Source organism: Paenibacillus sp. SAF-068, assembly GCF_051967555.1.
GTDB lineage: Bacteria > Bacillota > Bacilli > Paenibacillales > Paenibacillaceae > Paenibacillus.
This window is the reverse complement of the sequence record NZ_JBQCJX010000001.1, coordinates 2,139,089-2,160,179: the sequence shown is the minus strand read 5'-3', so window position 1 is coordinate 2,160,179 and position 21,091 is coordinate 2,139,089. Positions and strand designations below refer to the sequence as shown.

Below are 21,091 nucleotides of genomic sequence, written 5' to 3'. Positions count from 1 at the left end.
AATATGAGTCCAGACATTCTTCAAATATGATAATGAACCTGTGACATAAAGGAGAGAACAACAGATGAAGCGGATCCTCTTGTCCTATCCTCTTAGTGTAAATACTCCTGTTTATAAAGATAACCCTCCTGTTGAGATTCAGCAACAGTCCAGCATAGCTCAAGGGGATCTGTATAACCAATTTATCATCACATCCCTCAACCATAATGGAACTCATATTGACGGGCCTTGGCATTTCAATCCACAAGGTCTAAAGATAAACGAAATTCCAATAGACTACTTTATCTTTACTCATCCAACCCTCCTCGATATCCCCAAAGGTGATGATGAACTTATCACCAAAGCGGACCTGGAGCCGTATGAACACCAGATCGCCGGCTCTGATCTACTGCTCATACGTACAGGTTTTGGAAAGTTTCGATCATCTGACCCTGTTCGTTATCGTGATCATAACCCAGGGTTTGCATCGGATGCTGCAAGTTATCTGATGGTTTTTGATTCATTGCGAGCAGTTGGAATGGATATGATCTCTTCCGGCTCTGTGATTCATGTGGATGAAGCCATCGCTTTTCATCAGATTATGCTTGGGAAAGATCGGGTTGATGGCAAGTTCATCCTGCTTATAGAAGATATGAATTTAAATCAGGATTTATCTGGAATTAACAAGGTCTATGCTGTGCCATTGTATATTGAAGGTGTTGACAGTAGCTTCAGTACAGTTTTTACGGAAGCTTGATTTATTTATTAAACAAGGAAAAACCAAAACGCGCTGACAAGAATTCCTCCTGCCAGCGCGTTTTGGTTAGTGAATATCCTTCTTTTTGAAATTGCCGCCTCTGACTTCAGCTACATCGTATACGACTACAAAGGCAGATGGGTCAATCTCATGAATAATATCTTTAATTTTACTCTCTTCCATCCGGTTAATGACACAAGTGATTTCCTTGAACTGTTCATTAGAATATCCACCGTATGCCTCCGTGTACGTTGCACCACGACCTAGACGGTCACGAATGGTTTCAACCATGATCTCAGGTTGATTCGTAATAATTTTAAACGTTTTGGAGCCGCTCAATCCCTCTTCAACAATATGTATTACTTTGGAAGCAATAAAATACGCAAGTCCTGACAAGATCGCTCCTTGTAGACCGAATACGGTAGAAACGACAATAAAGACAAACATGTTGAGGAACAGAATGAGATCACTGGTTCCAAAAGGTACTTTTCGTGAAAGGAGTACAGCCAGCATATCTATGCCATCCAATGCCCCGCCATTACGTAATGCAAGTCCCATACCAAAACCGATGATAATCCCGCCGACCACCGTAACGAGCAAGGTATCCCCTTCAATGATGGTTGGTACATGATGCATCAGACTGGTGCTGATGGCCAGTGAAGCAATACCGATAATCGAGTATAACGCAAAGCTTTTACCGATTTGCTTGTACCCGAGCCACACAAACGGAATGTTTATAATCCCGATGAGCATCCCCAGTGGTAAACCGAACAGCTGGGATCCTACGATACTCAGACCTGTGACACCGCCATCTGAGACATTATTCGGGATCAATATGGCTTCCAGGCCATATGCCGTTATAAATCCCCCAATGATAATCAATAATACTTTGGAGAGGATCTTTAACTTGTTTGACTTTTGTTTTCTGATTTGATGCATTCCTTTTCCCCCTTGATGAACAACCGATAAAAAACAGTCTATAATAAAAATCACTGTTTTGGCAATAGATCGGCATTGGTGTGTGTGTTATATCATTGCCCGATGAACGCCCGATACGACGAGATTTTATGCTGGAGCATCTCATCGGCTGTGTGAAAAATGTGCATCTGTTTTTGAATCGACTCTTTATGATCCTCAAGCAACTTTAACCGATCTGCTGCCGTATGCTCCCCTTCCTGAAATAAGAATGCATACTTCTTAATGGTAGCAATGGGCATTTGAGTCTCTTTTAATTTGATTACAAATTGCAGCCATTTCAGGTGAGAATCGTTATAACGCCTGTCTCCACTCGCATCTCGAAGAGGAGTTATGATCTGTTCCTTCTCATAATAACGTAACGTATGTGCACTGATATGGAGCAACTCTGCTACTTCACCAATGGTATGCATGGTCAACCTCCTCTCCATTTTCCCGCTTGACTTAGAGTAAGCTCTAATCAGTATAATCAACTCGTGGTCACATCACAATAAATAATGAAATCAGATCCAGGAGGAATTCCCATGAAATACACAGTGATTACCGGTGCCAGCTCAGGCATTGGATATGAAGCGGCTTTAGCTTTTGCAACTCGTGGCAAAAATATGATTCTGGCAGCACGCAGAACCGATGAGTTGGACAAGTTAAAAGTAAAAATAGCTGAAATCAATCCTGATCTGGATGTTGTCATTCGTACAGTTGATCTGTCCATTGCCGCTAATGTGCATAAATTTTATGAAAGTCTCCAGGCTTATTCCATTGAGACATGGATTAACAACGCCGGATTCGGAAATTTTGCTTCCGTGGGTGAACAACATTTGCCCAAGATTGAGCAGATGCTTCATCTGAATATAGAAGCTCTTACGATTCTTTCTTCCCTGTATGTACGTGATTATGCAGATGTCGATGGTACACAGATCATTAATATTTCCTCTGGTGGGGGATATACGATTGTAGCAGATGCAGTAACTTACTGCGCAACCAAGTTCTATGTCAGTGCCTTTACTGAAGGACTTGCGCAAGAATTAAAAGGCAAGAACGCTGCAATGCAAGCCAAAGTGCTCGCTCCAGCCGCAACCGAGACGGAGTTTGCGAAACATTCCTTTAATGTAGACGAGTTTGAATACGAGGGCAGAGTTCCCAAGTTCCATACGGCAGAACAAATGGCTGAGTTTTTACTGGAGTTGTATGACAGCGAAAGCGTAGTTGGCATTGTGGATGGGTTGACGTATGACTTTGAACTCAGAGAACCGATCTTTCCATACGCTGCGAGAGCAGCCTCGAAACCACAAAATTAATCCTAAGCTGAAGTTGAAGCCAGATCTCCCAAATACTTTGAAACATGATCTAACCTCATAGATAGATATCTAAGAATCTAATCATTAAAATCACTGAACGTTAAAAAGGGAACCTGTCTCCAGGCTCCCTTTTTTTATATATAGTCAATTCTATATTAATATCTTCTATATAATGAAGTATTATGCCAGCCTCATTTTGAAATCCTGATATCCGAATTCGCGGACAACTTCGCAATCGCCGTCTTTTCTCTTAACAGCAATCGCTGGAAGCGGCATGCCGTTAAACGTGTTCGTTTTCACCATGGAATAAATCGCCATGTCTTCGAATACCAGACGGTCGCCTTCTTGCAAAGGCTGATCGAATGTATAATCCCCAATCACGTCACCAGACAGACAGGTTTGTCCACCTAGACGATACAGATGAGCCTTCTCACCCACTTCTCCCGAACCGATCAGCGGCGGGCGATATGGCATTTCCAGCACATCTGGCATATGACAGGTAGCCGAAGTATCCAGAATGGCGATGTCCATACCGTTTTTATGGAAGTCCAGCACAGAAGTCACCAGATAACCCGCGTTCAGCGCAACAGCTTCTCCCGGCTCCAGATATACCTCAAGGCCATAATCATTCTGCATACGCTTGATGCAGGCTTCCAACCTTGGAATATCATAATCTTCACGTGTGATATGGTGTCCACCACCGAAGTTGATCCATTCCATTTGCGGTAACCACTGTCCAAACTTCTCAACAACTGCGTTCAACGTAGTCTCCAGATCGTCGGAATTTTGCTGACACAGTGTGTGGAAGTGCAGTCCGGAGACACCTTCCAACAATTCTGCATCGAAATCCTCTTGTTTCGCGCCAAAACGCGAACCCGGAGAACACGGATCGTAGATCTCGTGCCCTTCTTGGGTAGAGCATTCAGGATTGACGCGCAAGCCGACCTTACGGCCAGCTTGAAGCGCCTTATCCTTGAACTTGGCAAGCTGTGAAAAAGAATTGAAAATAATGTGATCGCAGATGGAAAGAATCTCATCGATCTCTTCTGCTCGGTAAGCCGGAGCAAAGACATGGTTCTCTTTGCCCATTTCCTCGTGGCCCAGGCGTGCTTCATACAAACCGCTCGCCGTAGCGCCGCTCAGGTATTCTCCAATCAGCGGATACATCGCAGTCATGGAGAATGCTTTTTGAGCGAGAACAATTTTGGCACCTGTACGCTGCATAACACCGTTCAGGATTTTCAGGTTTCTCTCGATAAGCTCCTCGTCAACAACATAACATGGCGTCGGTAATTGCTCGAACCGCATTTTAACGAACAAGCTCCGATTCTTTAACTTCTTCTGGCAGCTCATCAACGAGTACCGGGTTGAAGTCTTCTACCCATGGGAGACCCCATTTGTTCAACTCTTCCATGAATGGATCTGGGTTGAACTCTTCTACATTGTATACACCTGGTTTGTTCCATTTGCCTGTCATGACCATTGCCGCACCGATCATAGCCGGAACGCCTGTTGTGTAAGAGATCGCTTGGGAACCCACTTCTTTGTAACACTCTTGGTGATCACAGATATTGTACACATAATATGTTTTGTCTTGACCATCTTTTTTACCTTTGAAAATACAACCGATGTTTGTTTTACCTACAGTGCGTGGTCCAAGGGATGCTGGATCAGGCAGTACTGCTTTCAGGAATTGCAGTGGAATAATTTGTTTGCCTTCATATTCAATAGGCTCGATTGAAGTCATGCCCACATTTTCAAGTGCTTTCAAGTGAGTCAGGTAACTTTGACCAAATGTCATGAAGAAACGAATGCGTTTCAGACCTGGCATGTTTTTCGCCAAAGATTCCAGTTCCTCATGGTACAACAGGTACATGTCTTTCTCGCCAACTTCTTTGAAGTCGTAGACACGTTTGATTTCCATCGGTTTTGTTTCGATCCATTCACCATTCTCCCAGTATCTTCCGTTCGCAGAAACTTCGCGAATGTTAATCTCAGGGTTGAAGTTGGTTGCGAACGGATAACCGTGATCCCCACCATTGCAGTCCAAGATGTCGATGTACTCAATCTCGTCAAAGTAGTGCTTCAGGGCATAAGCGGAGAATACGCCTGTCACGCCTGGGTCAAATCCACTACCGAGCAAAGCAGTGATTCCTGCTTGTTCAAAACGCTCTTTGTAATCCCATTGCCAGCTGTATTCGAACTTCGCTGTATCATGTGGCTCATAATTTGCTGTGTCCATGTAATTTGTTTTAGTTGCAAGGCAAGCATCCATGATTGTCAGATCTTGATACGGCAAAGCCAGGTTCATAACGATATCCGGTTTAACTTCATTGATCAGAGCGATCAGTTCGTCAACATTATCAGCATCTACTTGTGCTGTCGTAATTTTCGTTTTTCCGCCGTCCAGCTTGGCTTTGAGCTCATCACATTTGGATTTTGTACGACTCGCGATGCAGATTTCCTCAAAAACTTCGCTGTTTTGAACGCATTTGTGTACTGCCACGGAAGCAACGCCGCCTGCGCCGATGATTAGTGCTTTTCCCATTTTACATTCTCCTATCCCAATATGTATTTTTTTAATTGGTTTAATTTGGTTTGATACGATGACAACAACAAGACAACAAAAAAAGCAAGGTGAAAAATGCCCGCAATCGCGCATCATCACACTTGCTTATCGATATACATCATAAAAAAGACGTGAAGTCTCCATGACCAAAAAAGTTCACAAGAACTCCTTGGCGGAAAGCTCCTTCATGTATATCAATATTGGATCAGAGTCTATATAGCAAATAATTCGCCTTTACCACTCTTATTGACCGTTTCACAAGTTGATGTGCAATTGCACTGGTTGTAAAGTAACCAACTTATAAAATTTGAGCTTTGAACTCAATCAATAAAGCAACGTAAGTTGCCAATCGGCGTTTGACCCGGCTGTCCGTATGGCCTTAACTTCCTGGTGAAGTGGTCAAAAATTATCTGCTGGAAAGCTCTAATTCATATTGATAAATCAACTTCCCAAAATCACAGGTCTTACACTATCAGACGTTGAAAAAAAAATCAAGCAATTATCAAAAATTTATTTTTTGACCTGATTCAGACTGATAATGAAATCGGTATCCTTCGAAGAGTTTTAAGGCTTTGACCACTTCCACATCGTTCACCAAATTGGCTCCGAATGGTCGCTTCCTTCTTTTCGAGATTGCATTGTAGTCCCGATGACTTTATGCATAAAAAATTCATCTTTATTCATAAGGTTTACCTCTGTTAAAACTTTACAGGCAGTGATGCCAATCCGTGCGATGACAGAGCAGTATGCCATTGAATTTCTTCCTGGGGAATACGGAGCTGAAGATCCGGCAGCCGATTTATAAGCGTAGTAAACGCCACGTCTCCCTCCACACGAGCAAGTGGAGCGCCAAGACACATATGGATGCCGTGTCCAAAGGCTAAATGCCGTTTTATTTTGCGTTCAATATCCAATTCTTCGGGGTCAGTGAACTGCTGCTCGTCTCGATTCGCCGATTTCAACAGGGGTATCACAACATCTCCCTTTTGGATCAATTGTCCATCCAGTTCCGTGTCCTGCGTTGCATAACGAGGACCTGAAGAAGTAGCGGGGCCATTATATCGTAACAACTCCTCTACCGCTGCAGGAACCAGATTCGAATCTTGTTTAAGGAGTTCCAGTTGTTTGGGGTGTGTCAGAAGAAGATATGAGCCGGTTGCAATCAGATTGGATGTTGTCTCATGTCCAGCAAATATTAATAAAGTGATCATGGATATTAATTCATCCTCATTCAGTCGATCACCCTCCTCCTCAATCGCAATTAATTGACTGATGAGGTCATCTGAAGGTTCTACCCGTTTTTTCGCCACAAGTTGTGCGGTGTACTCTGCGAATGATCGCAGGTGCTGTGTTACTGCCGGGTCCTGTTTACCGAAACCAAGACCTTTCGCAATCGCTTCAGACCATACATGAATCTGAGGTCGGTCTTCCTGAGGTATACCCAACATCTCGGATATAACGTTAATTGGGAAAGGATAGGCATAGTCTTTTACAAGATCCATCTCCCCTTTTCCTTCGAATTGGTCAATCAACTCATCGGCAATTTCCTGAACACGTGGACGCAGGCTTTCCATATATCTTGGAGTGAATGCTTTGGACACCAGGTTACGTAATCTTCGGTGATCCGGTTCATCAACAAAGAGCATCGACTTTCCGGTAAAAAAGGTCTGGGGTTCCGATGAACCAAGCTCGCCTGAGAGATTCTTACGAATATCATTGCCATGATCAATAGCGTTCATATCTACCGTAAATCGAGAGTGATCTTTCAACACTTCCATGGCAACATCCATTCGAGTTACAATCCAGGTCTGCCCTGCTCCGCCCATCGGATTAGGAACTGGGACCACGGAGCCTTTGGCACGCATCTGTGCAAACATGGCAAATGGATCTTTACTATTTTCTTCGCTAAACAAATTAAATTGCGCTTTTTCTGATGTCTGGTTTTCCGAATGATTCATATAAATCTTCCTTTCGAAGTGAAGTTATTCAAATCTTTGGAAATATATGTTCATTCCGATTATATACTACTCGTATATTTCATTTCAAATTTCATAGTTTCACATCACAAAACAACTGTCATAACAACAATTCATAAATATACTATACGTATATTGTTAGCATATTAAAATACCTTCAATTACGAGAAAGCATAAAAAAGAGGTCGGCTTTCAGCCAACCCCCATATTAATTACGTTGCTTCACCAGTTCTAAATACCACCAACAGACTTCGGTTACTCTATTGGCTTCGGTATGTAATGTACTGGACTTGCCCTCTTTGTGAAACGCCTGAAGTACCGCTTCGATTACAGCAATATTGATATCCTCCCTATCTTGTAATAGGGTTAAAAGCCCCTTCGAAAGTTGCTTCAATGAAGCAGATTCCTTGGAGTTCTGAACACGTTTGTTAAACTCATCTAACTCTTTCAATAGATTATCGATGCCCAGACCCATATCATGGTTACGTTCATCCGCATTCAGGAAATACAGCGACTGAAAGTCGAAAATATGTTCATTTCTCTGGTGCATGGTTCTTAGGATCACTTCAATGTACGTTAACACTTTTGGAACAACTTCGCTCCAGACTGGTTTTTGCGTATTTAGACTTCTCGAAGTGTTGGCAATCTGATGTAATATGCCGTAGCATAATATTGCCCCTTCGTTGGCATATGAGCTAATGTCATTCCCGTACACCTGAATCAAGCGTGTAGACAGCCATTTCAGATGTACTGTAGCCAGTTTGGCAGAGTTAATCTCCCCTGAATAAAATCCCGTCCAATATAATTCCCATACTCGCTCTTTATTAGGTACAGACATGGGAATCGCGATCTGGTCTACGAGCAATTCATAATCCGATGCATAGTAATTCTGTTCAAGTTGTTTACGAATGAAAACATCCTCTTGCATGCGCTGATCCATAATCGAATATAAACAATCTTCTTTCGAACTGAAGAATTTGTAGAATGTGCCTTTGGACACACCCGATTGATCCAGGATCATCTGGATTGTTGTATTTGCATAGCTATGTTCTAAAAATAGTGCAAGTGCTGTATCCAATAAACTTTGTTTACGACTACTCATGTCTCGTTATCGCTCCAAGTTTTTCTATTGATTTTAACATTCATTCCTTAGGAGTTGAAGCATGGATTCGCAGTATAGCCGTCACACAAAATAATTGCACAATGAGTAAATTTGCACAATGGGCAACTTATTGTTATGATAAATCCACTGAGTTCATACTTATGCTTACGAGTATGTTCTTCATTAAACGACTTGAACCATTGTCAATGGTGTTGGAGGTGAACGCTTAAGCGGAAAATCATGATCAAACGAAACTTGCGACACTTGAAGAAAGAAGCCACTGAAAAAGCCCTTGCCGGTACTGCATTTGAACTGACTCTCGAACATGGGCTTGATGGCTTTACGGTCGAAGATATCGTGCATCAGGTGGGATGTTCACGTAGAACATTTGCAAACTACTTCACATGCAAAGAAGAAGCCGTAGCAAGAGGAGCAATATCCGTCCAGAATACAACAGAACTCGAAGAGTTACTTACCGAAATGCCTGAAAATGCCTCCTTGCTTGATGTCCTGTATAACCTGATCCAGATGCAACTTACAACAGAACTAATTGGAAGGCTTCATCAGCTACTCTCGCTATCTCATACTTATCCCGTGCTTGAACCGCATTACCTTGGGGCCATGCATCGAATGCAGACGCAAGCACAAGAGACTTTATTAGACTTATCTAACGGAAAGCATGACGAGATCTATACTTATCTTCTAATTAATGCAATGTACGGCACCATACTGCCATTAATTGATGGAAGACTCAATGTGTTGCTGCCCGGACAAGTTATTACTGAAGATACCAAGCCCGGTGCTGTAACGTTCGATCAATTTTTAGAAACCATGTTTAGTCATTTGCGGGCAGGATTCGAACATGCCAACCATCCACATTCATCATAGAGGAGTGTAAAATAGAGAAATGTCTACATTATTATACAGAGTGGGGAAAACCGCTTTTAGCAAACCTGCCTACTTCATCATTGGCTGGGTTTTAATTCTGGGAATTGTCATCTCCATGATCAGTATCAATGGTATCCACATTAGTTCTGAAATGAAGATCGAAGGCACAGAGTCACAGAAGGTTCTGGATCAATTGGCAAAAGAACTGCCAGCCGCCTCCGGCGGTCAAGGAAGTGTTGTTTTTAAGGCACCAGACAACGAGCGTTTGGATACGCCTGAACGTCTAGCGGCAATGATGAAAGGTGTTAATGAAGTTTACGGATTAGACAAAGTCATTAACCCTGCGGACTACGCGGCTGAAGCAGGTAATTCAGGCGCTACGGCTGAAATGGCTCAGAATGCTCAGGCTGCTGATATGGCGGCGCAATCCACAACAACCACTCCTCCTCCCTATGGACCTTTGATGGTGGATGGTGTTCCTGTACCTGGTATGCTGATCTCTTCCGACGGCAGTATTGCACTGTTCCAGTTCCAATTTACCATCGAACAATCTGCCATAACACAAGATGTATTTGATTCCGTTATTCAGTCTGTTATGACGGTTGAGCAAGGAACCCATATTACGGTATTGCCGGGCGAAACGCTCAAAACGGTATCGATTGGGGTCGGCTCGGCAGAGATTGTCGGACTGGTTATTGCTGTCATTGTACTGTTGATCACTCTTGGCTCTGTTGTTGCAGCAGGTCTGCCTCTGATCACCGCACTCCTCGGTGTTGCCATTGGAGTTGGTGGTGCGTTCTCAATCTCCAAATTCATTGAAATGCCGAGTGTCACTTCCGTTCTGGCTCTTATGGTTGGATTGGCTGTCGGAATCGACTATGCACTCTTCATTGTCAATCGCCAGCGTCGCATGATTATTGATCAAGGCTTGAGCGCAAAAGAAGCAACGGCAAGAGCCATTGGTACATCAGGCAGCGCAGTATTTTTTGCCGGCTTAACGGTCATTATTGCACTGTGCGGTATGCTTGTCATCGGTCTCACATTCTTGTCTACGATGGCTTTGGTAGCAGCTGCCACCGTGCTCATCAACGTATTCGTTGCTTTAACCCTGTTGCCAGCTTTACTGGGATTGGTAGGCGAACGCATCTGCTCCGCCAAAGCTCGTGAGAAAAGCTCGAAACATCCTAAAGCCTCCAGTCACGGAGTGGCGGATAGATGGGTGAAATTCGTAATTAAGAATCGTTGGGCTACCATTATCGCCATCATCGTCATTCTTGGTTTTGCGGCGACACCGATCGCGAAAATGGAAATGGGTATTCCTGGCGCTTCCTCAGCCAATCTCGATACAGACGCAAGACAGAGCTATGATGCCATCTCGGAAGGTTTCGGAGAAGGATTCAACGGACCACTTATTCTGGTCGCAGAGCCTAATCAAACTTCTGCCAAAGTCACGCCGGAACTCTTGGGTGGCCTGATGATGGAACTGCAAGGTCAAAACAACGTTGCACAGGTTACACCCCTTGGTATGACAGAAGATTTGGCTATCTTTAGTCTCATTCCAAAAACGGGTCCTAACGACACGCTCACTAAAACACTGGTCAGTGATCTGCGCTCGGCTGATTCAAATATCGCACAGACCTATGATGTGAAACTTGGGGTTACTGGACTTACAGCTGTTAACATTGATATGTCAGCCAAACTGGCGCAGGTGTTCCCTATTTACGTAGGCATCATCATCCTGTTGTCACTGATCATTCTATTACTTGTATTCCGTTCAATCATCGTTCCCATTAAAGCAACGATCGGCTTCCTGCTTAGTATCCTGGCTACATTCGGGATTACAACTGCTGTATTCCAATGGGGCTGGCTGCATTCGCTCTTTGGTTTTGATACCGGCGGCCCGTTGCTGAGCTTTATGCCGATCATCGTGACAGGTATCCTTTACGGTCTCGCGATGGACTATCAGGTCTTCCTGGTTAGCTCCATGCGGGAATCTTATGTTCACGGTCATCGCGGGACCGAATCCGTCGTTCATGGGTACAACCAGGTCAGCCGCGTGGTCGTTGCCGCAGCAGTGATCATGGTTTCTGTATTTGCGGGATTTATCTTCACCGATGATGTCATGATCAAGCAGATTGGTTTCACCTTGGCGGTAGGCATTCTGATCGATGCTTTCATCATCCGTATGGGCTTGGTCCCTGCCATCATGGCTATCTTCGGAGACAAAGCTTGGGCACTTCCGAAATGGCTGGATCGTATCCTGCCGAACCTGGATGTTGAGGGTGAGAAGCTAATCGCTTCCCTTCATGCTGAAGAACAAGCCAACACCAAGTCTGGAGTAAAATAAACAGTCGACAACAATGGTGATAGTCATACCACGGCTACTCATCACGACTACATTCACCAATACAAAGACCTCCTCTGTTTTATTAACAGGAGGTCTTTTTTTGTTCCCCGTATTTTTATGCAGTAATGTCTTCAATATGGCTATTATGACTTGCGGATTTAGAAGCATTAACAAACGCCGCAAATAACTTTTGACTATAAGCATCTGCTTTGTAGCTGTACTCCGGATGCCATTGTACCGCCAAAACAAATGTCTGACTCGGCATAACAACCGACTCGACAAGTTCATCTTCTGCAATTGCAACGGCAGTTAATTTTTCCGACAACTTCTTGATCCCTTGATGGTGATAACTGTTCACTTTTATCGTATCGGTTTGCAAAATATCGTACAGGATATTATTTTTTTCAATATGTACATCATGTACAAGATTCGTATACGGCGGAGTTTGCTTATGGTTAATGATCTTGTTCCCATGAAGTTGAAGGCTGGTCGGAATGTCTTGATACAATGTTCCACCCAAAACAACGTTAAATAATTGTAGTCCCCGGCATATGCCAAAGGCAGGCTTATCAAGCTCGATTACTTTCTGTAATAATATGGACTCCATGATATCGCGTTCAATACATAACTCTCCACAGGTAACCTCTATATACTCATCATATAGCTCAGGATTGAGGTCATGTCCTCCAGTGAACAGGAACCCGTCGAAATCATGAGCCAACGTTGCTAGGATCTCGATATCCGTTGTCAAAGGAAGCATAATTGGAATCCCGCCGGCTTCCTCTATGGCGTTCATGTAATTCGGGAGCATCCAGTAACTTTTTCTGTCGGTATCGTACAGTGGCAGAACACCGATCATCGGCTTTTTCATAGGTCCCCCTCCTATCTTTTCATTCATTTTATCAGATCTCTTCCTATACAAATTCACTGAATTATTGCATTATCCTACCTCTGTGACCTGCGAGCTCGTTCCATCCGAAATGCTGGGAAACGTAAAAACAAACAAAGCCACTAGAACAGCGACTTTGTTTGTTGGTCAACTACCATATATATATGCATTCACTGATTCGTCTAAAATCACCATCTAGGCAGCCTCTACAGTGGTGGTTGCTTCGTCTGAATTCAATTGGATGGAACGCTGGCATATTTGTGTAATGACAAAAGCAAGAAAAGCAAGTATTACAGCCACTGGAGGCACCCACTGTACACCACCCATATTGACGGCAATTCCGCCGACACCGGAGCCTAGCGCTATACCCACGTTGGCTGCCACAGGCAGGAGTGTAGATGCGAATGCCTTGGATCCCGGTGCGATCGCTCCAGACACATCAAACAAATACAACTGGGATGCCGCGCTCATGGAGGATGACAGACATCCAATCAGGAACAGGAATGCCAAGCCGATCCACAGGTTGGAAACGGCAAAACTCATGCCCAGGAAGAGGATAGCCTGGATTACGAAAAGCCGCTTGAGCTTGGGCAGGAATTCACCCTTGGCTATTTTGGCACCAATCCAGTTACTCAGGATGCTACAGGCACCATAGATCAGGAGTATGGCACTAATCCAGCGTACTGGCACACCCATTGTCTCACTTAGCAGTGGCGTAATGTATGTAAAAACTACGAAAATACAGCTGTTTCCCAGTACCGGAATCAGACAGGCCAGCCATATCCGGGGCTTTATAAAGAGAGACATCTGATCGCTGAATGAACCAGCAATCGTTGTAGTTTGACGTGGCAGAATACGGAACATGAACATCAATGGCACAATGCCAATGCATGCGGTAACGACGAATGTCATGGACCAACTGAGATGTTGTCCGATAAATGTACCGAGCGGCACACCCAGGACATTCGCGATTGAAAATCCGCCCAAAATCCAGGCGATGGCTTCCCCTCTTCGCTCCCGGTTCACTGCGTCACTTACGATCGATATCGAGAGCGATATCGTAAGTCCGCAAGCAACGGCCGAAACGATGCGAATCGCCATCAGAGAATAGAACGTTGTCGAGAACACCGTCAACAGATTTAATGCTAATACGATTCCGAATCCAATTAATATGGAACTTCTTCTGGATATTTTCGCCAAGAAGGCTACGGCAAATGGGGTACCGACTGCGTATGCAATCGCAAAACCGGACACAAGCATGCCCGCAGCAGCGAGGGATACTTTCATGTAACTTTCAATTTCCTTCAACACACCCACGATGACATACTCGGTTGTCCCCAGTACAAAGCTGACCAGCGTAAGCGTTAAAATAAGTAGGTTCTCTCTATTTCTAGTCATAAATCAATACTCACTAATCCTTTCTATTGTTGCAAGCGCTTCAATTCTGTCTGCAATCATGAATTCATGTATTTTCTGCTTTCCCGTCCCTTCACTTTCGATATATAGTACATTTTAATAGTGAAATTGTACTGGCAGATATGCCATGAAGACAATCAAGGTTGTTGTGGTATTATTTCAAAACATTATGTATGTTGTCATTTCAACACAGACTTTCATTACAGATTCTGAAGGGAAGACATAGATGAGTACACACCACGAATCCGGCCAAATGCATCCAAACCGAGATTGCACCATTATTTATGTAGGAAAGCTGGCTGACAATCCCCATTGGAGCTTTCCAAATCATAAGCATGATGATCTGCATGAGATTATCTACGTCACGGAAGGCAAAGGATTGTTTACCATTGACGGTACCAAACACTGGGCTCAAAAAGGCGACATGCTCATTTATAATAGAGGGACTCTTCACGAGGAGAAATCCAATCCAGAATTCCCGTTATCCACCTTTTATTGCGGCTTTCGTTTTACAGAAGGCACCCCGACTCTTGAGGATTGGGTCATCCCTCCCTCTAATAAGCCGATCATTCGAGCCAACCGATATTCCGATGAGCTCCATTCGTTAATGCAGACTCTCTTCAATGAATTTTCAATCCGTGAACGTGGATACGAGTCGATCTCTGGGCATGTGTTGAAAGCTATACTTATGATCATCGATCGGCAGTCCAGTCAGCAGCTTCCTGATGGAGATCGTGTACAGAGCAACTCTCTTGCCGAGAGCATTAAGGACTATTTGGATACCAACTATCGCCAAAACATTAAACTCAAGGAATTGGCAGATCAATTTCATATTGATTTTTATTATTTAATTCATATGTATAAAAATCACTATGGCACCTCACCTTATCATTACCTGATTCAACGAAGAATGGGTGAAGCCACCCGATTATTGGTTTCAACCAACAAAAAAATATGGGAAATTGCCAAACTGGTCGGTTACGATAACCCCAACTACTTTACGATTCTATTTACCAAAACAGTCGGTGAATCACCGCGAAGTTTCCGAAAAAAGAATCAAAAGGATATGTTCGGTGATGAGGTATCACCTTCTTACTAACCTTACCAATCTCTTTAAACGCAGAAAGGCGCTCCATTTTGAGGAGCGCCTTTTGCTTTACACGGTTCCTTGCCCACATACACACTTCTCTAAAGCTTGAATCGACGAACCAATTCTTGCATATTCTCAGCTGTTTTGGATAGCTGTGCAGATGATGCGGATATCTCCTGCATCGCCGCCATTTGCTCTTGGGCTGCTGCTGAAGTTGTCTGAGCGCTCTCAGCCGACACTTTAGAGATATGACTCATCGCGGCAACGGTAGCCGAGACTTCTTCCGTACTGGCTGACAACTGTTCGGAGACAACGGAGATATCCTGAATTTGATCCACGATATGAGTTGTATATTGTTCAATATTAGATATGGTCGCAGAAGCTTCTTGGCTGATCCGCATTCCCTCTCCGACTTGATTTCGAACCTTATCATTCATAAGAGACGTGGATTTGGCAATCAGATCGAGCATTTTGCCAATGGTAGCGCCAATGTCGTCCGCACTCTGTTTGGATTGCATGGATAACGTGCGCACCTCACCAGCAACAACAGCAAAACCTTTACCGTGTTCTCCTGCTCTTGATGCTTCAATTGAGGCATTCAGTGATAGAAGGTTGGTTTGCCGTGAGATATCCGCAATAGCTTCATTCATTCGATTGGCTTCGGCGGATAGACTGGACAGCTCATTAATCAATGCCGAGGTCTCCTCAACAGCTCCGAGAATATGTTCCATTTGTTCTCCGACCTGGTTGATGGTTTTCCCACCATTAGCAACAGCACGCTCCGTCTCTTCAGCCGAATCAACGATCGCACTCGCAGATTCTGCAATGGTACTGATACCTCTCGCCATCTCTTCTACGGCATTCGCGGTTTGTTCCGAACTTTCCGCCCCAACGTTAGCTGATTCTGCACTCTCGTGCATGGTTTCCGCTACATGTTGAACCGATCGGGTGGTTTGTTCCGTACTTTCCTGAATCATTTGGGAAGAGTGGCTTAACAATGATGAAGTCTGATGCAGTTCAGCAACCACCGATTGAAGAGAGATGGTCATTTGGTCAAAATCACTTGCCAATATGCCAAATTCGTTTTCGGTTTTAAGATTAACTCGTTCGGACAGATTCCCTTCGCTTACGCTGCGAGTGGCCTTACGCAGTTTTTGCATAGGTACAATAAAAGATCTCAGAATGAAGAAAATAATAACTACAGCAATGAGTACGGATACAGCAATGACGATTAGACTCGATACCATGATGGGTTTCGCTGCGGCGATGAAGTCTTCATGGCCCATCAAAGCAATGACATTCCACCCCGTCAAGGCATTAACACCATTATACACCTCCAAATCATACGCCAGATCTGTTCTAACAAATTGGGAAAATGCCATCGGGTCATCGGAACTTGAAGCCGTATTTGGATGAACTGGAATCCCCTCGATAAGCGCTCCGCCGAGCTCTCCTCCCCCGCCTTTTACAATGGCACCGGACCAAGCTGCGATTGTTCGATTGGAGTCAACTACAATCAGGCTCCCATTGCCTCCTACATCCACATCAGATATTTCTTTGGCTAATTGCCCCAGATCAAGTTTAATACTTGCTACACCTTGTTGATTTGAAAGAGCCTTTGAAATTTCTACATAAATCTTCCCGGATACCGGTTCTGTCATAATGCTTGAAAAATAGAGTGATCCATTGTTACTCATACCATTGGTGTACCATTCCGTGCTGCGTGGATCATATGTCACTTCATCTATTGCTGGAGATGATATCACACTACCTTGGTCGCTGCCCACAGTTATGGCAAGAATATCAGGATATGTATCAGCTAATTGCTCGATTCCTACTTGTACTGCTTCGTTGTTCGACTGACTGGGAGCGGAGCCATAGATACTGTCTATATAACTCAAAAATTCTGCTTTTTCCCCGATCAGATTGTTAATATGCTGTCCTGTCATTGTCAATATTGTATGGATGGGCTCAGTCATTTTCTGTTGTACCTGATCTTTGGCACTATGATACGAGAAATAACCGATAAGTGCAGTTGGGATAATAAGCACTGCAAGGAAAGCTGCAATGAGTCTAGTACTCATTAATCGTAAACTGGCTCCTCCTTTCTTATAAATTGACCTTTTTTTCTTTTTCTTTTCCAAAGTGAATCTTCCTCTCTTTATTCATTTTCGGTAGAATCAATCGGCAAGCAAACGCAAAAAAACCCATATATATGCACACCCAAAGAAACGTTGAGCGTGTATATACATAGGTATTGCCTGAATGAATTCAGTAACAAGCCGTATTTGTTTCGTATTATAACATAATTAAAAAGGGTTTGTTAACTATGATTGGGTCTTTATACCAGACAGCTGTTGTTTATATTCGGTAGGACTTAGCCCCGTATACTCTTTGAACACCTTCGAGAAATAGTGCTGATCGCTAAATGACAGCAGGTCGGATACTTCCTTAAACTTCATGTCTGGTTGACTCTCCATCAGTCTGCATGCTTCCTGAATGCGAAGCCGTGTGTAATACTGAACAAACGTTATTTGCGTGGCATCCTTGATCACTCTGCTGACGTATGACGGACTGACATGAAACTTCATGGCAATGTCGTTGATGGACAATTGAGAGTATTTATTTAGTTTTACATGATCGTCAATCTGTTCAAACAGGATCGCCTTGCTTTTACGAACATGGGATTGCAGCATGTCGAAGCATTGTCCCGTCCATTCCGTCAGTTCCCGGCAAAAATCGCCATAGGACTGTGCCTGAACGAATTGTCTTGACCGAAGCTCCAGCCCCAATCTCATGCCCGACCCCTGCTCCTCGTACAGATGTGCGAAGGTGTCTACGACCAATCCGATAAACCGCTCCACCTCGGTCATATGTACATTTTCCTCTGCCCATCGATTCAGCAATTCGGACAATTTAAGAGCAAACCGTTCTTTCTGCCGGGCTTGTATCATCTGTACAAACAAAGATTCCTGCACCGAATCCAGACAACACGTCTCGGATCTGGCCATCGACACCGGATTTCCGGTATCCACCGCTATTCCCTGTTTCAACCGTTGCTGCTCAGACACAATGAACGACATGCGATGATAGAGTTCAGGCAGATTACCAGACTCCGCGAATAGGAGTTGTCCTCCAATGATCGCATCGATGTGATGCGCAATGAGATGCCGTCGCAACGATTCAAGACATTCATGTACAGAAGAGTAGAGCTCAAGTGCGCTTTTGTTAACAAAAGCGATAAATTGAAATGGGGTTTGACTGGTGTACACACGACAAGCATGGGATGTAAAAAATTCCTGCATGATAGCCTCAAGCTCCACCTGCACCCATCGTTCATGTCCTATGGTAAAGGGTTGTTTGCTCATAATTATCATCATCTGGCTGAATAAGGGCGGAAAAGCCTCCCCTTGTTTCGGTGTAGTCTCATATTGGGAATGAATGATTTCCTGCAAATCCAGCAGTTCCTTGGACATCTGTACATCAAGTTGGTCAATGACCCGACCCATGACCTCTTCAAGCGCCTCTGGCTCGACAGGTTTGAGCAAATAGTCGAACACTTGCAGGTTTAATGCTTTTCTTGTGTATTCAAAATCGCTGTACCCACTAATCAGAATGACCTTAAGATCCGGGTTGGCAAGCTTGGCTTGCTCAATCAGGGACAGACCATCCATTTTGGGCATTCGAATATCGGTCAACAACAGATCAATCGATTCTTGCTTTATCGCTGCCAAGGCTTCCTCTCCATTCGTTGCCGTAGCCGCTATACGAATCGGAAAGCCCAGCGTTTCCAAGAGCATTTTGATATTACGTAATATGGGTTTGCTATCCTCAACGATCATAACGTTATACATCGTCTGTACCTCCTAAGCTAGTAAAAATCCTTCGTAAGTGAGCCGATGATCTGAATCGTCGCTCCACGATCCTCTTCCGTATAATTGTTAAATATATTAATAAAGAGCCGGTTGTTATACATTAGTTTGAGTCGATTGACACTGTTGATAATACCCATGTTACCAAGGGCTGTGCCTTGAGCGGCCGTCTGGTTCATTCCGGAACCCGATGCCTGAATATTGGCTAATATCTTCTGGATCTTATCCGGTGGAAAACCCTCTCCGTTATCTTTAATCTCCAGAGCCCATAATCCGTTATACTGCTTCACGGTAATCCGGATACGCCAAGGCGGCGCGGTGTTGGCAAAGGCATGTTCAATGCAATTTTCCACAAACGGCTGAATGACCAACCGCGGCAACCGGATTTCGCTGGCCAGCTCGTCAGCACAGATGTCCCATTCCAGATCCTCTTCATATTTTTGTTGTACAAGAGACAGATAATGTCTCGTATGTTGAAGCTCCTCAGCCAAAGTCACATGCGCGTATGGTGAGGATACAATATAACGCAAACTGTCGGAGAGATGCTTGCACATATCCGATACGACTTTTGTTCTTCCCTCTTGGGCAGCAATACTGATCAGATATAGAACGTTATGAATAAAATGAGGTGCGATCTGGGCTTGCAATGCCGAATTACGCGCCTTTACTTCTTCATGCAGTGCCGATTTTTCCCGGTCAATGGATTGTTGCAATCGCTCCATCAGATCCTGAAAGGCTTCATTCAGCAATAAAAGATCATTGTTCTTCGGCGTTTCATCCACTTTCAGATTCATGTTGCTGTAATTCATGCGCCAGATCTGGCTGCGGAGCTTACGGATTGGCAGCAGCAGGTTACGCGTGGACAGGAAGATATACACGAACGAAACCAGCATCAGTGCTGTAATCAGCAGGATGGACATCGTCTGAACCGAATGAATCGAGCCTAGAACAGACTTTTTGGGTGTTATGATATACGTGATCCAACCTGTACTCGGTGACGTGGAATGGGTAATGTAATTATCCTCTTTGTCCACATCCAGACCCTCGTCTGATGCAGGCTTCGTCCAATTGGCAAATGTCATCCCCGCTTCCGTGCCTGTCATCTGCTCTCCTTGTTCATTCAGAATATAGACTTCTCCTGCTGTGATACCTTCCGTAAGGTTCTGTATATAGGCCTGTTCCATCTGAATGCTAAGATAACCGTACACCTTGCCATTCTGATCATTGATCGTGCGAACAAAGGAAATGGTATCAACTTGGCGCAGCAGAACAAAACCACTTTCCGTCCAATCTCGTCCGATCTGGCTACTCTTCATCATGGTGTTCAGGATTGCGGGCGGATTGCCCGAACCCAGATATGACGTGAGGAGAACACCGTGATTGTCATAGATGGACATGTCCTTAATATTCATGCTTGGTCCGATTGCCTGAAACATGATGTCTTTGATAATCCGAATCTGTTTCAGCCTTTCATAATTACTATGCGCTGAAGAGCTTTTGTCCATGGCCGCAAAAATATTTTTGCTGGATAATATTCGCTGCGACATCTGATTCTGTTGCTCCACATAGAGATCAACTTGCTCTCTTACCTTTGTAGCGGTCACCAGCGTATCCTGCTCCGTTTTCAGTTTGAGCGGGCGGATAACGATCACATTCACATAAACGATAAAACAGCCCAACACAAACAAAAGCAGAGCCAGAAACGTCAAAAACACCTTCGTCTGCAAACTGAATTGAGTTGCTTTATGTATAAGTTTCACCATTCTTAGAAGTGCCCTCCTGTTCGGACATGATGTGAGATCCCTTCGATTTATGTCCTACTGTATCACGGTCTCTCATGAAATGATAGCGATTTCAAGTTCAGGATTTTACACATCAACGTTCAAGCACAGACATGTACCGGGGTGAGAAAAGAATCTATAATCGGACTTGT

At 44.0% G+C, this 21,091-nt stretch carries 16 protein-coding genes; 5 read left to right on the top strand and 11 right to left on the bottom strand.

The features are described from left to right. Positions 1 to 64 precede the first annotated feature (64 nt). Positions 65 to 736: a cyclase family protein gene (locus ACTHPG_RS09480; RefSeq protein WP_440388925.1), complete on the top strand. Its 672-nt coding sequence runs from the start codon at positions 65 to 67 to the stop codon at positions 734 to 736. Between the two features lie 66 nt (positions 737 to 802). Here the strand turns inward: ACTHPG_RS09480 and ACTHPG_RS09475 are convergent, their stop codons facing one another. Next, the gene (locus ACTHPG_RS09475) at positions 803 to 1,675 is read right to left on the bottom strand and encodes a YitT family protein (protein WP_253435530.1); all 873 of its coding nucleotides are present in this window, start codon (positions 1,673 to 1,675) and stop codon (positions 803 to 805) included. 92 nt (positions 1,676 to 1,767) lie between these two features. Continuing rightward, positions 1,768 to 2,124, bottom strand: coding sequence for a MerR family transcriptional regulator (locus ACTHPG_RS09470; RefSeq protein WP_440388924.1), 357 nt, complete (start codon positions 2,122 to 2,124; stop codon positions 1,768 to 1,770). Positions 2,125 to 2,235: 111 nt separating this feature from the next. On the opposite strand from ACTHPG_RS09470, the gene ACTHPG_RS09465 reads away from it, so the two are divergent. Next, positions 2,236 to 3,009 (top strand): SDR family NAD(P)-dependent oxidoreductase, encoded by a 774-nt coding sequence (locus tag ACTHPG_RS09465; protein ID WP_440388923.1) that lies wholly within the window; start codon positions 2,236 to 2,238, stop codon positions 3,007 to 3,009. A gap of 180 nt (positions 3,010 to 3,189) precedes the next feature. On the opposite strand, the gene nspC is transcribed toward ACTHPG_RS09465, so the two are convergent. From nspC to ACTHPG_RS09445, 4 genes are all read right to left on the bottom strand, one after another. Continuing rightward, complete coding sequence (gene nspC, locus ACTHPG_RS09460; RefSeq protein WP_440388922.1) at positions 3,190 to 4,317, bottom strand: carboxynorspermidine decarboxylase; 1,128 nt, start codon at positions 4,315 to 4,317, stop codon at positions 3,190 to 3,192. A 1-nt stretch (position 4,318) separates the two neighbouring features. Next, positions 4,319 to 5,557 carry a saccharopine dehydrogenase family protein gene (locus ACTHPG_RS09455; RefSeq protein WP_017688530.1) on the bottom strand — a complete coding sequence of 413 codons (1,239 nt, stop codon included), beginning with the start codon at positions 5,555 to 5,557 and terminating at the stop codon, positions 4,319 to 4,321. A gap of 719 nt (positions 5,558 to 6,276) precedes the next feature. Next, the gene (locus ACTHPG_RS09450; RefSeq protein ID WP_440388920.1) at positions 6,277 to 7,536 is read right to left on the bottom strand and encodes a cytochrome P450 family protein; all 1,260 of its coding nucleotides are present in this window, start codon (positions 7,534 to 7,536) and stop codon (positions 6,277 to 6,279) included. A gap of 226 nt (positions 7,537 to 7,762) precedes the next feature. Beyond that, on the bottom strand, positions 7,763 to 8,656 hold the full coding sequence (locus tag ACTHPG_RS09445) for a TetR/AcrR family transcriptional regulator (protein WP_440388919.1): 894 nt from the start codon (positions 8,654 to 8,656) through the stop codon (positions 7,763 to 7,765). 240 nt (positions 8,657 to 8,896) lie between these two features. Between ACTHPG_RS09445 and ACTHPG_RS09440 the strand changes: the two genes are divergently transcribed. After that, entirely contained in the window at positions 8,897 to 9,544 is a 648-nt protein-coding gene (locus ACTHPG_RS09440; protein ID WP_440388915.1) for a TetR/AcrR family transcriptional regulator, read from the top strand. A gap of 19 nt (positions 9,545 to 9,563) precedes the next feature. After that, positions 9,564 to 11,891 carry an MMPL family transporter gene (locus tag ACTHPG_RS09435; RefSeq protein ID WP_440388912.1) on the top strand — a complete coding sequence of 776 codons (2,328 nt, stop codon included), beginning with the start codon at positions 9,564 to 9,566 and terminating at the stop codon, positions 11,889 to 11,891. A gap of 115 nt (positions 11,892 to 12,006) precedes the next feature. On the opposite strand, the gene ACTHPG_RS09430 is transcribed toward ACTHPG_RS09435, so the two are convergent. Both ACTHPG_RS09430 and ACTHPG_RS09425 read right to left on the bottom strand, forming a co-directional pair. Next, a complete protein-coding gene (locus ACTHPG_RS09430; RefSeq protein ID WP_440388911.1) occupies positions 12,007 to 12,762 on the bottom strand; it encodes a gamma-glutamyl-gamma-aminobutyrate hydrolase family protein in 756 nt (251 codons plus the stop codon). Between the two features lie 213 nt (positions 12,763 to 12,975). Further along, complete coding sequence (locus ACTHPG_RS09425) at positions 12,976 to 14,178, bottom strand: MFS transporter (protein ID WP_440388910.1); 1,203 nt, start codon at positions 14,176 to 14,178, stop codon at positions 12,976 to 12,978. A 244-nt stretch (positions 14,179 to 14,422) separates the two neighbouring features. Between ACTHPG_RS09425 and ACTHPG_RS09420 the strand changes: the two genes are divergently transcribed. After that, on the top strand, positions 14,423 to 15,295 hold the full coding sequence (locus ACTHPG_RS09420) for an AraC family transcriptional regulator (protein ID WP_440388909.1): 873 nt from the start codon (positions 14,423 to 14,425) through the stop codon (positions 15,293 to 15,295). Between the two features lie 89 nt (positions 15,296 to 15,384). On the opposite strand, the gene ACTHPG_RS09415 is transcribed toward ACTHPG_RS09420, so the two are convergent. The 3 genes from ACTHPG_RS09415 to ACTHPG_RS09405 form a co-directional block, all read right to left on the bottom strand. Next, on the bottom strand, positions 15,385 to 17,370 hold the full coding sequence (locus ACTHPG_RS09415) for a methyl-accepting chemotaxis protein (RefSeq protein ID WP_440388908.1): 1,986 nt from the start codon (positions 17,368 to 17,370) through the stop codon (positions 15,385 to 15,387). 243 nt (positions 17,371 to 17,613) lie between these two features. Next, positions 17,614 to 19,140 carry a response regulator transcription factor gene (locus ACTHPG_RS09410; protein WP_440388907.1) on the bottom strand — a complete coding sequence of 509 codons (1,527 nt, stop codon included), beginning with the start codon at positions 19,138 to 19,140 and terminating at the stop codon, positions 17,614 to 17,616. 17 nt (positions 19,141 to 19,157) lie between these two features. Further along, on the bottom strand, positions 19,158 to 20,921 hold the full coding sequence (locus ACTHPG_RS09405; protein ID WP_440388906.1) for a sensor histidine kinase: 1,764 nt from the start codon (positions 20,919 to 20,921) through the stop codon (positions 19,158 to 19,160). Positions 20,922 to 21,091 lie beyond the last annotated feature (170 nt).

What these genes read in the sequence shown, in the direction of transcription:
- ACTHPG_RS09480 (WP_440388925.1), top strand. Translation starts at nt 65, where the DNA reads ATGAAGCGGATCCTCTTGTCCTATCCTCTTAGTGTAAATACTCCTGTT.
- ACTHPG_RS09475 (WP_253435530.1), bottom strand. Translation starts at nt 1,675, where the DNA reads ATGCATCAAATCAGAAAACAAAAGTCAAACAAGTTAAAGATCCTCTCC.
- ACTHPG_RS09470 (WP_440388924.1), bottom strand. Translation starts at nt 2,124, where the DNA reads ATGCATACCATTGGTGAAGTAGCAGAGTTGCTCCATATCAGTGCACAT.
- ACTHPG_RS09465 (WP_440388923.1), top strand. Translation starts at nt 2,236, where the DNA reads ATGAAATACACAGTGATTACCGGTGCCAGCTCAGGCATTGGATATGAA.
- nspC (WP_440388922.1), bottom strand. Translation starts at nt 4,317, where the DNA reads ATGCGGTTCGAGCAATTACCGACGCCATGTTATGTTGTTGACGAGGAG.
- ACTHPG_RS09455 (WP_017688530.1), bottom strand. Translation starts at nt 5,557, where the DNA reads ATGGGAAAAGCACTAATCATCGGCGCAGGCGGCGTTGCTTCCGTGGCA.
- ACTHPG_RS09450 (WP_440388920.1), bottom strand. Translation starts at nt 7,536, where the DNA reads ATGAATCATTCGGAAAACCAGACATCAGAAAAAGCGCAATTTAATTTG.
- ACTHPG_RS09445 (WP_440388919.1), bottom strand. Translation starts at nt 8,656, where the DNA reads ATGAGTAGTCGTAAACAAAGTTTATTGGATACAGCACTTGCACTATTT.
- ACTHPG_RS09440 (WP_440388915.1), top strand. Translation starts at nt 8,897, where the DNA reads ATGATCAAACGAAACTTGCGACACTTGAAGAAAGAAGCCACTGAAAAA.
- ACTHPG_RS09435 (WP_440388912.1), top strand. Translation starts at nt 9,564, where the DNA reads ATGTCTACATTATTATACAGAGTGGGGAAAACCGCTTTTAGCAAACCT.
- ACTHPG_RS09430 (WP_440388911.1), bottom strand. Translation starts at nt 12,762, where the DNA reads ATGAAAAAGCCGATGATCGGTGTTCTGCCACTGTACGATACCGACAGA.
- ACTHPG_RS09425 (WP_440388910.1), bottom strand. Translation starts at nt 14,178, where the DNA reads ATGACTAGAAATAGAGAGAACCTACTTATTTTAACGCTTACGCTGGTC.
- ACTHPG_RS09420 (WP_440388909.1), top strand. Translation starts at nt 14,423, where the DNA reads ATGAGTACACACCACGAATCCGGCCAAATGCATCCAAACCGAGATTGC.
- ACTHPG_RS09415 (WP_440388908.1), bottom strand. Translation starts at nt 17,370, where the DNA reads ATGAGTACTAGACTCATTGCAGCTTTCCTTGCAGTGCTTATTATCCCA.
- ACTHPG_RS09410 (WP_440388907.1), bottom strand. Translation starts at nt 19,140, where the DNA reads ATGTATAACGTTATGATCGTTGAGGATAGCAAACCCATATTACGTAAT.
- ACTHPG_RS09405 (WP_440388906.1), bottom strand. Translation starts at nt 20,921, where the DNA reads ATGGTGAAACTTATACATAAAGCAACTCAATTCAGTTTGCAGACGAAG.